The organism is Rhizobium sp. NPDC092011, assembly GCF_044756305.1.
GTDB lineage: Bacteria > Pseudomonadota > Alphaproteobacteria > Rhizobiales > Rhizobiaceae > Rhizobium.
Genome location: NZ_JBIVSO010000004.1, coordinates 15,993 through 27,661, shown reverse-complemented (window position 1 = coordinate 27,661; position 11,669 = coordinate 15,993). Strand labels below are relative to the sequence as shown.

Annotated in this window: 12 protein-coding genes; 8 read left to right on the top strand and 4 right to left on the bottom strand. The window is 59.7% G+C overall.

Annotation, left to right across the window (positions count from 1 at the left end):
- Entirely contained in the window at nucleotides 1–1,419 is a 1,419-nt protein-coding gene (locus ACIQJ2_RS18435; RefSeq protein ID WP_400674434.1) for an oligosaccharide flippase family protein, read from the bottom strand.
- Nucleotides 1,420–1,594: 175 nt separating this feature from the next.
- Nucleotides 1,595–4,315: a preprotein translocase subunit SecA gene (gene secA / locus ACIQJ2_RS18430; RefSeq protein WP_199150214.1), complete on the bottom strand. Its 2,721-nt coding sequence runs from the start codon at nucleotides 4,313–4,315 to the stop codon at nucleotides 1,595–1,597.
- Nucleotides 4,316–4,560: 245 nt separating this feature from the next.
- On the opposite strand from secA, the gene ACIQJ2_RS18425 reads away from it, so the two are divergent.
- The 4 genes from ACIQJ2_RS18425 (at nucleotide 4,561) to mutT (ending at nucleotide 8,082) form a co-directional block, all read left to right on the top strand.
- Nucleotides 4,561–5,463 (top strand): peptidylprolyl isomerase, encoded by a 903-nt coding sequence (locus ACIQJ2_RS18425; protein ID WP_199150215.1) that lies wholly within the window; start codon nucleotides 4,561–4,563, stop codon nucleotides 5,461–5,463.
- A 177-nt stretch (nucleotides 5,464–5,640) separates the two neighbouring features.
- Nucleotides 5,641–6,882 carry a bifunctional glutamate N-acetyltransferase/amino-acid acetyltransferase ArgJ gene (argJ, locus tag ACIQJ2_RS18420; RefSeq protein WP_400674438.1) on the top strand — a complete coding sequence of 414 codons (1,242 nt, stop codon included), beginning with the start codon at nucleotides 5,641–5,643 and terminating at the stop codon, nucleotides 6,880–6,882.
- Between the two features lie 10 nt (nucleotides 6,883–6,892).
- Entirely contained in the window at nucleotides 6,893–7,672 is a 780-nt protein-coding gene (locus ACIQJ2_RS18415; protein ID WP_400674440.1) for a GNAT family N-acetyltransferase, read from the top strand.
- Nucleotides 7,669–8,082, top strand: coding sequence for an 8-oxo-dGTP diphosphatase MutT (gene mutT / locus ACIQJ2_RS18410; RefSeq protein ID WP_400674443.1), 414 nt, complete (start codon nucleotides 7,669–7,671; stop codon nucleotides 8,080–8,082). Before ACIQJ2_RS18415 ends, mutT begins: the two co-directional genes overlap by 4 nt.
- A 2-nt stretch (nucleotides 8,083–8,084) precedes the next feature.
- Here the strand turns inward: mutT and ACIQJ2_RS18405 are convergent, their stop codons facing one another.
- Nucleotides 8,085–8,411: a hypothetical protein gene (locus tag ACIQJ2_RS18405; protein ID WP_199150874.1), complete on the bottom strand. Its 327-nt coding sequence runs from the start codon at nucleotides 8,409–8,411 to the stop codon at nucleotides 8,085–8,087.
- 389 nt (nucleotides 8,412–8,800) lie between these two features.
- On the opposite strand from ACIQJ2_RS18405, the gene ACIQJ2_RS18400 reads away from it, so the two are divergent.
- Nucleotides 8,801–9,118: a hypothetical protein gene (locus ACIQJ2_RS18400; protein ID WP_199095289.1), complete on the top strand. Its 318-nt coding sequence runs from the start codon at nucleotides 8,801–8,803 to the stop codon at nucleotides 9,116–9,118.
- Between the two features lie 53 nt (nucleotides 9,119–9,171).
- Nucleotides 9,172–9,387 carry a Flp family type IVb pilin gene (locus ACIQJ2_RS18395; RefSeq protein ID WP_400674446.1) on the top strand — a complete coding sequence of 72 codons (216 nt, stop codon included), beginning with the start codon at nucleotides 9,172–9,174 and terminating at the stop codon, nucleotides 9,385–9,387.
- Nucleotides 9,388–9,468: 81 nt separating this feature from the next.
- On the opposite strand, the gene ACIQJ2_RS18390 is transcribed toward ACIQJ2_RS18395, so the two are convergent.
- Nucleotides 9,469–10,353 (bottom strand): class I SAM-dependent methyltransferase, encoded by an 885-nt coding sequence (locus tag ACIQJ2_RS18390; RefSeq protein WP_400674448.1) that lies wholly within the window; start codon nucleotides 10,351–10,353, stop codon nucleotides 9,469–9,471.
- Nucleotides 10,354–10,564: 211 nt separating this feature from the next.
- Here ACIQJ2_RS18390 and ACIQJ2_RS18385 point away from each other — a divergent pair, with 211 nt between their 5' ends.
- Together ACIQJ2_RS18385 and grxC are read left to right on the top strand one after the other, a co-directional pair.
- Complete coding sequence (locus ACIQJ2_RS18385) at nucleotides 10,565–11,341, top strand: ComF family protein (protein ID WP_400674470.1); 777 nt, start codon at nucleotides 10,565–10,567, stop codon at nucleotides 11,339–11,341.
- 30 nt (nucleotides 11,342–11,371) lie between these two features.
- Nucleotides 11,372–11,629, top strand: a complete 258-nt coding sequence (gene grxC, locus ACIQJ2_RS18380; protein ID WP_199150877.1) for a glutaredoxin 3 — start codon at nucleotides 11,372–11,374, stop codon at nucleotides 11,627–11,629.
- Nucleotides 11,630–11,669: the final 40 nt, after the last annotated feature.

Genomic DNA, 11,669 nt, shown 5'->3' with positions numbered 1-11,669 from the left:
TCAGGTGGCCCCGTGTGTTGTCGGTGGCACCGCTGGGCGGCGAATAAGGGCGAAGAGTGTGATGCCGAGCGTTTTGCGCACGGCAATGTGCAGGAGCAGGGCTTCGAGCACCATGGCTCCGGCCCCGGCCATGGCCGCGCCTTCGATGCCGAAACGCGGGATGAGGACGATGTTCAGGCCGATATTGGCGGCGAGCGCTGCGGTGTAGAGATAGACGCAGATCATCTGCTTGTCCGCCATGGTCAGCAATACCTCGGCCGGACCGACCAATGCCTTGGCCAGAATGCCGCCGAGAAGGATGGCCATGACGATCTGCCCGTCCGTGAAGGCGGCGCCGAAAAGCGACAGCAGCAGCTGGCCTGCTGCCAAGACCGCGAGGCCGACGGCGAGGGCCGGAAAGAAGGTCCAGCGGGTTGCGTCGGTGGCGAAGGCGGCAAGTTTTGCCTGGTCTTTCTCGGCGAGGATGCTGGCGAAGCGCGGGCCAATGGCAGCCTTGACCGCGAAATAGACGAAATGCACCAGGGCCATGGTCTTGGCGGCGGCGAAATAGACGGCGACCTCACCCGGATCGAGGAAGATCCCGACGACGATGACATCGGAATTGGTGAAGAGGTAGCCGACGCCTTCGACCAGAAATATCGGGAAGGCCACGGTCAGCCAGGCCTTGAACTCGACCGTCCTTGCGCCGTTCGGATAGTGACCGCGCAAGCGGAACGTGACGGCGAGGTATTGAAGCAGGACGCTGGTAAAGGCGCCAGCGAGCGCCGCCATCATGGCTGTCACCGCATCACGCGGCGCGCCGGCAAGGACGGCCGCGATCATGAACAGCAGGATCAGCGACGGGCGGATCAGGAAGGTCGGGCTCAATGCCATGATCGGCCAATGCTTGGCGCGCGCCGTGCCGTCGAGAACGTCACCGAGCGCGATCATCGGCACGGCAATGAGACCAAGCAGGATCGGCATGAGATAATAGTGTTCGATCGTGTCGCGCAGGACATAGACCACTGCCGCTCCGAGCAAGGCCAGCGTGCCGGATAGAGCGACGACGAAAAGGCGTGCCGTGGTGTTCAGGCCGCGCAAAGCGGCAAGATTGCCGCTCGCGTCGTATTGCGGCAGGAATCGGATGATGGCGGTTGGGAAGCCGAGACAGGCGAGGTTGCCGAACAGGATCATCAGCACCCATACGAAGACGAAGACGCCGTATTCGAACCGGCCCATCAGGCGGGCGAGGATGATCTGCGACAGAAAAGCGAGGGCCGCGCCGGCGATGCGGATGGTGAAGGCGATCAGCGCCATGCGCTGCGAAACGGCCTTCTCGTCGCGGCTTGTGAGGACAATGGCAAGTTTACGCAGATATGGCGAGGCCACAGCCCGCAATGCGGACGGCAGCATTTTCTCCGCTGTTTGAAAGACCGCCATGATCAACACGCAATACTTTAAATATGATCCGAACCTCGCGATAGTCTTGGCAGAGGAGGGTTAAGAATAGGTTCTTTCGATCTTTCGAAAGCAACATGGCGAAGGGCGGTCCACAAAAACGAAAAATGCCGCCCGAAAGGCGGCATCTCTTTGATTCTTCGAAAGGAATGAAGCCTCAGACGACTTCGGTGCTTTCGAAAGCGCCATGGCAATGCTTGTATTTCTTGCCGGAACCGCAGGGGCAGGCTTCGTTGCGGCCGACGCGACCCCAGGTTGCCGGATTGCGCGGGTCGCGATTTTCCGGCGGCACGAAGTTTTCGCTTGCAAGGCCGAGAGGAGCGAATTCGTCTTCGCCCGTCGTCGCGTCAATATGGCGGCCCTGCATCGGCGGTGTTTCCGGCTCGGACGGCTGATGCACGAGCTCGACGCGCGAAAGCTGGGCGGTGACGGCCTGGCGCAGATTGTTCAACAGGGACTGGAACAGCTCGAAAGCTTCCGCCTTGTATTCCTGCAACGGGTCGCGCTGCGCATAGCCGCGGAAGCCGATGACCGAACGCAGATGGTCGAGATTGACGATATGCTCGCGCCAGAGATTATCAAGCGTTTGCAGGACGATGGAGCGCTCGACATAGGTCATGATCTCGGGGCCGAAGCGCTCTGCCTTTTCGGTTGCGGCCTTTTCGGCGGCTTCCGTCAGGCGGGCACGAATGTCGTCTTCGGCGATGCCTTCTTCCTTGACCCAGTCGTGCACGGGCATGTCGAGGTCGAAGAAATTGGCAACGCCGGCCTTCAGGCCGTCGGCATCCCATTGTTCGGCATAGGCGCGTTCGGGAATGTGCTTGGAAACCAGATCCTCGATGACATCGTGGCGCATGTCGCCGACGGTTTCGGTAAGATCGGTCGCATCCATCAATTCGACGCGCTGTTCGAAGATGACCTTGCGCTGGTCGTTCAGCACGTCGTCGTACTTGAGGACGTTCTTGCGGATATCGAAGTTGCGGGCTTCGACCTTCTTCTGAGCGCGTTCCAGAGCCTTGTTGATCCAGGGATGGACGATGGCTTCGCCTTCCTTGAGACCTAACTTCTGCAGCATCCCGTCCATGCGGTCGGAGCCGAAGATGCGCATCAGGTCGTCCTGGAGCGACAGGTAGAACTTCGAGCGGCCGGGGTCGCCCTGACGACCGGAGCGGCCGCGGAGCTGGTTGTCGATACGGCGGCTTTCGTGGCGTTCGCTGGCGATGACGTAGAGACCACCGGCGGCAAGCGACTTCTGCTTGAGCTCCTTGATCTCCTCGACAATCCTGGCGATCGCGGCATCACGCTCCGGACCGGGCTCGACATCGTGCAGGTCGCGTTCGACCCGCATTTCTAGGTTGCCGCCGAGCTGGATGTCGGTGCCGCGGCCGGCCATGTTGGTGGCGATCGTCACAGTGCCGGGGACACCGGCCTGGGCGACGATATAGGCTTCCTGTTCGTGGTAGCGGGCGTTCAGAACCTGGAAATCGTTGAAGCCCTGCTTGCGCATGAGCTCGGCAAGAAGTTCGGATTTTTCGATCGACGTCGTACCGACGAGTACCGGCTGGCCGCGCTTATGCGCATCCAGGATCTCGGCAATGATCGCCTTGTATTTCTCTTCATGCGTACGATAGACCTCGTCGTCCTCGTCGATACGCTTGATCGGCAGGTTGGTCGGCACTTCGACGACGTCGAGGCCGTAGATGTTGCCGAATTCTTCCGCTTCCGTCGACGCCGTGCCGGTCATGCCGGCGAGCTTGTCGTACATGCGGAAGTAGTTCTGGAAGGTGATCTGCGCCAGCGTCTGGTTTTCCGGCTGGATCTGCACCCGCTCCTTGGCTTCCAGCGCCTGGTGCTGGCCGTCCGAGTAGCGGCGACCTGGCATCATGCGGCCGGTGAATTCATCGATGATGACGACTTCGCCGTTGCGGACGATGTAATCCTTGTCGCGCTGGAAGAGCTTGTGAGCCTTGAGCGCATTGTTGATGTGATGGACAATCGCGACGTTCTCGACGTCGTAGAGCGATTCACCCTTCAGCAGGCCGGCCTCGCCGAGCATGTTTTCCAGCTTTTCCGTGCCTTCTTCGGAGAAGTTGGCCGAGCGCTGCTTTTCGTCGATCTCGTAGTCTTCCTTCGCAAGGCGCGGAATGAAGGCGTCGATCGTGGTGTAGAGATCGGAGCGGTCGTCGAGCGGGCCTGAAATGATCAGCGGCGTACGCGCTTCGTCGATCAGGATCGAGTCCACTTCGTCGACGATGGCGAAGCTATGGCCGCGCTGAACCATCTGTCCGCGATCATATTTCATATTGTCGCGCAGATAATCGAAGCCGAGCTCGTTGTTGGTGCCGTAGGTGATGTCGCAGGCATAGGCGTCGCGCCGCTCTTCGTCCGACAGGCCATGGATGATGACGCCCGTCGTCAGCCCGAGGAAGCTGTAGAGGCGGCCCATGGTGGCGCTGTCGCGCTGTGCCAGGTAGTCATTGACCGTGACGACGTGAACGCCCTTGCCGGCAAGCGCGTTCAGATAGACCGGCAGCGTACCGACGAGCGTCTTGCCTTCGCCGGTCTTCATTTCCGCGATCGCGTTGGAATGAAGGATCATGCCGCCGATGAGCTGTACGTCAAAAGGTCGCATGCCGAGAACGCGGCGAGATGCCTCGCGCGCTACCGCAAAGGCGGGCACGAGGAGATCGTCGAGCGTCTTGCCATCGGCCAACTGCTGGCGGAACTCAACCGTCTTGGCGGCCAACGCTTCATCGGACAGCGCACGCATCTGCTGTTCGAGTGCATTGATGGCATCGACATTCGGCTGGAACGACTTGACGCGACGGTCGTTGGACGAGCCGAACAACTTGCGGGCAATTCCACCTAGGCTGACCATGTGAATGGTCCTTTCTGAGATTTCATCCGGCCGTTCGTTGCTTTATCCACTCCCAAAAAAACGGGAGTATAGCACAAAACGGCCGGAAACTGTTCTGGACGCGAGGTTGCGTGACAGATAAGAGGGGGGTCGATTGATGTCAACGGGATTTGGCCGATACACAAAGGCCACATTCTCCTGCTGAAGGCTTTTTCACGCCGGATTCCCATCTGTCGAGCCGGTCGAGACCACCGAAGGGTTATTTTATGTTGAAGTACAACAAACTTGCTGCGGTTGCTTTCGCAACAATCATTACCTTCCAGGCGCCGGTTTTCGCGGCTGACGCCAAGGATCCCGTTGTCGCCAAGGTCGGCGATGTCGAAATCCATCAATCCGAACTCGATCTGGCGATCGCCAATCTCGATCCACAGCTCGGCCAGCTTCCAGACGACCAGAAGAAGGTCGCAGCACTTTCCGCTTCGATCGACGTGAAGCTGCTGTCGCAGAAGGCGGCCGCCGAAAAGCTCGACCAGACGCCGGACTTCCAGGCTCACATGGCCTACCTGCGTGATCGCGAGCTGCACAATGCCTATTTCAAGGCGCATGTTGCCGACGCCATCAAGGATGACGAAGTCAAGGCCCGCTACGACAAGGAAGTCGCAGCCCTGCCGAAGCAGGAAGAAGTTCACGCCCGCCATATCCTCGTAAAGACTGAGGACGAAGCCAAGGCGATCATCAAGGAACTCGATGCCGGCAAGGATTTTGCTGCGCTTGCCAAGGAAAAGTCCACCGACCCGAACAAGGCTGACGGCGGCGATCTCGGCTATTTCGGCCATGGCCGCATGGTCAAGGAATTCGAAGAGGCTGCTTTCGCACTTCCAGTCGGCACGTACACCAAGACCCCGGTCAAGACCGACTTCGGCTGGCACGTGATCAAGGTCGAGGACAAGCGCAACGCTCCTCCTCCTCCGTTCGATCAGGTCAAGGATCAGGTTCGTCAGCTCGTCATGCGCGACAAGTATCTTGAGCTGCTGAACAAGGCCAAGCAGGACGCCAAGGTTTCCATCAGCGACCCGGCACTCAGCAAGGCATACGAAGATGCGCAGAAGCAGCAGGATGCGGCCCCGGCGGATGACGCCATCGCGCCTGACGCCCAGCCGCAGCAGTAAGCAATTGTAAGCAGGATCCTTAGGGCCCGGATTTTCCGGGCCTTTCACTGGAGCCGGATGATCTTAGGTCGCATCGAGCTAAAATCCGAATCCGCTCCAGAATCTAAGAAGCAGAGCATGATGTAGTCCGAAAACCGCCTACACTTTTCGGCATCCTGCTCTTTTCAGGTGGCTCTCATGTCCGGTTCCGTTTCTCCGCTCGCTCCCAAAACCTTCGTTTCCATGCCCGCGCTTCGCGGTGTACGCATGACCACGGCATCTGCCGGCATCAAGTACAAAAACCGGACGGACGTCCTGCTGATGGTTTTCGACAAGCCTGCAGCCGTCGCCGGCGTGTTCACACGTTCGAAGTGTCCTTCGGCTCCGGTGGATTTCTGCCGGGCGAACCTCGCTCATGGCAGCGCGCGTGCCGTTGTCGTCAATTCCGGCAATGCCAATGCTTTTACCGGCCTGAAGGGGCGCCAGGCGACAGAGCTGACCGCAAAGTCTGCCGCTGCGGCCGTCGGCTGCGGTGAAAACGAAGTTTACCTCGCCTCGACAGGCGTCATTGGCGAGCCTCTGGACGCGACCAAGTTCGCCGGCGTGCTCGACACGATGGCCAAGGATGCCGTCAACGATTTCTGGTTCGAAGCCGCCAAGGCGATCATGACCACGGACACTTATCCGAAGGTCGCGACGCGCAGCGCCGAGATCGGCGGTGTCAAGGTCACCATCAACGGCATCGCCAAGGGTGCCGGCATGATCGCGCCCGACATGGCAACGATGCTATCGTTCGTGGTCACGGATGCCGATATTTCCTCTGCCGCTCTTCAGTCGCTGCTGTCCGATGGTGTTGGTCCGAGCTTCAACTCCATGACCGTTGATAGCGATACTTCGACCTCCGACACGCTGATGCTGTTCGCGACCGGTGCTGCCGCTGCCGACGGCCAGACGCATATCGATCGCGCCGACGATCCGCAGCTTGCCGGTTTCCGCGCAGCACTCAACGATCTCCTCAAGGATCTCGCCATTCAGGTCGTTCGCGACGGTGAAGGCGCGACCAAGATGCTCGAAATCACAGTGACGGGCGCCGAGAACGATGCCGCTGCCAAGCGCATCGCGCTCTCGATCGCCAATTCGCCGCTGGTCAAGACGGCGGCTGCCGGCGAAGACGCCAACTGGGGTCGCATCGTCATGGCGGTCGGCAAGGCCGGCGAGATGGCGGATCGCGACAAGCTGGCCATCTGGTTTGGCGACGTCCGCGTTGCCGTCAACGGCGAACGCGATGCTTCCTATTCCGAGGAAGCGGCCTCGAATGTCATGAAGCAGCAGGATATCCCCGTGAAGGTCGATCTTGGCCTCGGAAACGGTCGTGCAACGGTCTGGACCTGCGACCTCACCAAGGAATATGTTGCCATCAATGGCGACTACCGGAGCTGATACCTAGCCGATGCATGCGCAGTCCACGATAAACAAGTTGCCCCTGGTGCGCAGGCTCGAAGCTGTCGGCTTCCGGGCCTGGCCGGCCTCGTCGGTGCAGTATGACGGTAGCTGGCAGGTGCGGTTGACGGCGGGTCACCCCTCGAAGCGGCTCAATTCCGTCGTGCCGCTCGACCCCTCCGACCATCGTGACCTCGAGATCCGGTTGCGCAAGGCGCAGCGCAAGTTCGAAGCCTATGGCAGGCCGATGGTGGTGCGCGAAACGCCGCTAGCCTCGCAGCAGCTGATCGACCTTTTGCGGGAGCGCCGTTGGACGCGCTTCGACGAAACGCTTGTCATGACCGCCGACCTTGTCGATCTCGAGCTGCCCGATATGCTGGACCATCTGCCCAGCCATGATGTCGGCCGCTTCGTGGACGCCAGCCTCATTGTCGACGAGGCCGATCCCGCCCTGAAGCCGGCCCTGGCGGAGGTAGTGAGCGGCATCAAGCCGCCGTCGGGGCTTTTCGTGATCGAGAATGACGACGCAGGTCCTGTGGCGACGACGCTTTGCGTGCAGGACAATGATCTTGCCGGCATACTTTCGGTTTCCGTTTCGGCGCAGCATCGACGCAAGGGGCTGGGCGCCGAGATCCTGACGTCGGCATTGCGCTGGGCGCGCATGCGCAGCGCCAAGACAGCATGGCTTCAGGTCAGCGTCGACAATGCGCCTGCCATCGCGCTCTATGCCCGCTTCGGATTCCGCGAGGCTTATCGTTACTGCTATTGGCGTTCCCCGGAGGAAGCATGAGCGAGACTGACCGCAAGATCGTTCTCGTCGCTGCTTGTGCGCTCATCGATACGGATGGTCGTATTCTTCTGGCGCAGCGCCCCGAGGGCAAGTCGCTTGCCGGCCTCTGGGAGTTTCCCGGCGGCAAGGTCGAAGCCGGCGAAACTCCGGAAGAGACGCTGGTGCGCGAACTTCAGGAAGAGATCGGCGTCCAGACGAAGATCGCATGTCTCGCGCCGCTGACCTTTGCCAGCCACACCTATGAAACCTTCCATTTGCTGATGCCGCTCTACATCTGCCGGCGATACGAAGGAATTCCGCACGGCCGGGAAGGGCAGGCGCTTAAATGGGTGCGGCCGCAAGCGCTGCGCGACTATCCGATGCCGCCGGCCGATGAGCCGCTGATCCCGTTCCTGCAGGATTTGCTTTAAGGTCAGATATCCTTAAAGCGGAAGGCTGATTTCTCAAGCTGATCGACACTGTTGACCGTCGGGTTTCTGCCCGACGAATCTGCCTTTGGCGCTCTGTGCAGTAGCTCTGTCAACATTTCCGACTGCCTGACAGAGTGGTGGCGAATTGCCTCAAGATGCTCCAGCATCAATCCGAAAGCAAAGATCGTGGCGCCGCAAAATGCGTATGTCAGCACGGCAATTAGCCCAGCCACAAAGCCGCCTATGCCTCCGACGACAAGCATCGAGATGGCCATGACGAGGGCGAGAGCTATAATGAGCCCGCCGACGACTTTAAACAGGACGACCATAGACTAGCTCCCCACAACTTATGATAACGGCATTTGCTTTATACGTGGCACCGGAGCAAGTAGACGTCAATCTCAATTTATTGGGGTAAAGCGTAGGACATAGCGCCTAATGTGTGTATCGGCCGAAGCGATCTGGTGTGTAATGACGGGCGCGACCCTTTAGGAATTTGTGCAGCGCACATTCGGTGCGGCGACGGGCAACGCATCACAAATATGGTTAACGAAAATTAGCCATTTGAAATCAGCCGCATAAGCCGAATCAGGTGCTGTCCCGGAATTTTACGTCTCATTAATTTGCATGTGGATATTAAGGGATCGTTTATGACCTTCTGGCATTCAATGCTCTCAATCAAGCGGGTTGTTGGGTGCGTTAAAGAAGGCTTGACACAATGGACGACGATTTCTGGAAAGCTGTTCAGGAAAAAGAGCAGTCCTATTCCACGTCGCGCAAGACGGGCGCGTTGAATATCGCTCTGCTGTTCGGTACGGCGGCGGTAGCGCTTTCGCTTATCCTGACGCCGATGCTCTCCGACAGATCCAAGTCTCGCGTGCTTGCAAGCGCGCCGGATCTCGATAATATTACGACGGGTTCAATTCCACAAACCGAAAACGGCAAGCGTTATACGATCCGCCGCAGCGTGCTGCAGCATGAGCCAGGTTCGGTCTGCATCGTTCAGGGATACGGCGCCGACAGCAGCTGCCAATAGTGCATGCCATAGCCTGCCAGATGCCATGACAGCATCGGATTCACGAGATGTTGATGTCCAATGCTGGGGCTGGGAGCTTTGAGGGTATGCGTGCCGTACGGCGTTTTTTCAGTGACAGGACCGGTGCGACGGTCATCGAATATGGACTGATCGCGGCCCTGATGTCGGCTGCGATCATCAGCGGCGTCGGCGCGTTCAGCAACAGTCTGTCGAACACGTTCAGCCTGCTGTCCAACACGGTTCAGGGCTCGTCCGTAAATCAGAATTGACGCGCGGCGCTGTAGACTCGGATCACGAACTTTGAGGTTTGTGCGGAGCGTTTTGGGTTCCCGGCTTCCGTGTAATGGGCTTCATTGCTTCAGCTTGTGCTCTTCGACCTTGAGCGCATCGGCGAGCCTTGCCTTGGCTGAGCCGGGCCGCAGCGGCTTCTGCTGGCTTTCGTGTGGTGTCCATCCGGATACATAGATAATCGTGAAGGTCGCCCTGATCCGGCCATCGGCATCCGAATAGCGTTCGGCATAAAGTTCGGCCGCGCGCAGGAAGAAGGCGCGCGTCAGCGGCGTACGGCTGCGTTCGGCAAGCGGATTGGTCATCCCCATGGCACGCAGGTCGCGCATCAAGGCAAACAGATTGTCGTAGCGCACCATGTAGGTCTCGGCGTCTATGACAGGCAGGGTAAAACCGGCCCGCTGCAGCAGGCCGCCGACATCGCGGACATCGGCAAAGGGGATCACGCGCGGGCTGGCGCCGCCGGTCAACTCGATTTCAGCAGCCAACAGCACCTCGCGCAGTTCCTGCAAAGTTCCCAGGCCGGGGATGGCCGCCAGGAAGAGGCCATCTGCCTTGAGCGCGCGGCGGACCTGGATGAAGACGCCGGGAGTATCGTTGGTGACGTGCAGGCTGAGCGGGGAGAGGACGAGATTGACGGAGTCCGCCTCCAGCGGCAACTCTTCAAGAGGAGCCTCGATGACGCTCTCGCCGGTCGCTGCAAAACCAGGCTCGTTTTCGATCCTGCTGAGATGGCCGATCTTGCCGGTCGCAAACGCCAGGCGCGCTGCGATGCCGGTTGCGCCGTGAAGCTCGACAGCCTCGTCGAAATGGCGTTCCGTCACCGCCAGCCGCTCTGCCAGTTCGCCGGCGGCGATATCGAGCAGGAAAGCGGCCTTTGGATCGCCCTGTCTCAATGCCCGGCGCTTACGGGCCGCTAGCAGTGCTTGGTCGAAGACGATTTCCATGGCGTTTTCCTGCAATAGTTTATTTCGATGGGGCCTGGCGGGCCACGCGTTTTCCTTCGCAAAGCCTGCGGGAAAAAGCTACAGTATCGGCCCGAAAATCGGAATCGATTTTCGGAAAGCCTGATGCGTAGATTCAAAGAGGTAGAGCGTCTTTGTGCTTCCGGAAGGAAGCACGACGCTCTACTGTCAATCCAACGGGCGCAATGGGCATATGGGGATGTTGGGGCGCGAAATCACGTTGTCTATGCTGACCGCCGGCCTGAAAAGACCATGGGTGGCGCTCGCCGATCTGGTCTATCCGCCCGCCTGTCCCGGCTGCGGCGTCTCGGTCGGCGCGCATCGTGGCCTCTGCCCTGCCTGCTGGTCCCGCATCCGCTTCATCGAGCGGCCCTATTGCGAAATTCTGGGCAGCCCCTTTTCCCACGATCTGGGCGCCGGCATCCTCAGCGCCGAAGCGCTCGCCGATCCGCCTGTTTTCGACAGGCTGCGTTCTGCTGCCCTCCATGACGGTATCGTGCGCGATCTCGTGCTCAGCCTGAAATACCGCGACCGCACCGATCTCGCGCCGATGATGGCCGGATGGATGCTCCGCGCCAGCGACGGCACCGTGGCCGCCTGCGACGCAATCATTCCCGTGCCTTTGCATCGGGCGCGACTGTTTTCGCGCAAGTACAATCAGGCTGCAGAACTGGCTCGTCATGTTGCCCATCTTTCGGGAAAACCGCTTCTTGCTGCGACGCTGCTGCGAGTCAAACGCACAAGCCAACAGGTGGGTCTCGGCGCCAAGGCGCGGCAGGACAATGTGCGCGGGGCATTCGCCGTTTCCGACTATCGGGCGGCCGACATCTTCGGCCGGCGCATCGTGCTGGTGGATGATGTCTATACCACCGGCGCCACGGTGGCCGCGGCAACGCGGGCCTTGAAGAAAGCAGGTGCTGCCGATGTCACGGTTTTGACCTTTGCAAGGGTCGTCGGCCATCTTATATGACAGCAAAGCTTAGTTATTCCGGAGTGGATCATGGCATCTGTCGTTATTTATACGCGTGAGTTCTGCGGCTATTGCGCTCGTGCGAAATCCCTGCTCGAATCCAAGGGTGTCGATTACGTCGAGTACAATGCGACCCATGCGCCCGAGAAGCGGCAGGAGATGATCGCCAAGGCGAACGGCGCATCGACCTTTCCGCAGATCTTCATCAATGACGAGCACGTCGGTGGTTGCGACGATATCCATGCACTCGACCGGGCCGGCAAGCTCGATCCGATGCTGGCCGCCTGAGCCGCATTTGCTAAAGCGTGTCGCGATGCCTCAGGCTTGT

What these genes read in the sequence shown, in the direction of transcription:
- ACIQJ2_RS18400 (WP_199095289.1), top strand. Translation starts at nt 8,801, where the DNA reads ATGGACGACGATTTCTGGAAAGCTGTTCAGGAAAAAGAGCAGTCCTAT.
- ACIQJ2_RS18435 (WP_400674434.1), bottom strand. Translation starts at nt 1,419, where the DNA reads ATGGCGGTCTTTCAAACAGCGGAGAAAATGCTGCCGTCCGCATTGCGG.
- mutT (WP_400674443.1), top strand. Translation starts at nt 7,669, where the DNA reads ATGAGCGAGACTGACCGCAAGATCGTTCTCGTCGCTGCTTGTGCGCTC.
- ACIQJ2_RS18395 (WP_400674446.1), top strand. Translation starts at nt 9,172, where the DNA reads ATGTCCAATGCTGGGGCTGGGAGCTTTGAGGGTATGCGTGCCGTACGG.
- argJ (WP_400674438.1), top strand. Translation starts at nt 5,641, where the DNA reads ATGTCCGGTTCCGTTTCTCCGCTCGCTCCCAAAACCTTCGTTTCCATG.
- ACIQJ2_RS18405 (WP_199150874.1), bottom strand. Translation starts at nt 8,411, where the DNA reads ATGGTCGTCCTGTTTAAAGTCGTCGGCGGGCTCATTATAGCTCTCGCC.
- ACIQJ2_RS18415 (WP_400674440.1), top strand. Translation starts at nt 6,893, where the DNA reads ATGCATGCGCAGTCCACGATAAACAAGTTGCCCCTGGTGCGCAGGCTC.
- grxC (WP_199150877.1), top strand. Translation starts at nt 11,372, where the DNA reads ATGGCATCTGTCGTTATTTATACGCGTGAGTTCTGCGGCTATTGCGCT.
- ACIQJ2_RS18425 (WP_199150215.1), top strand. Translation starts at nt 4,561, where the DNA reads ATGTTGAAGTACAACAAACTTGCTGCGGTTGCTTTCGCAACAATCATT.
- secA (WP_199150214.1), bottom strand. Translation starts at nt 4,315, where the DNA reads ATGGTCAGCCTAGGTGGAATTGCCCGCAAGTTGTTCGGCTCGTCCAAC.
- ACIQJ2_RS18390 (WP_400674448.1), bottom strand. Translation starts at nt 10,353, where the DNA reads ATGGAAATCGTCTTCGACCAAGCACTGCTAGCGGCCCGTAAGCGCCGG.
- ACIQJ2_RS18385 (WP_400674470.1), top strand. Translation starts at nt 10,565, where the DNA reads ATGGGGATGTTGGGGCGCGAAATCACGTTGTCTATGCTGACCGCCGGC.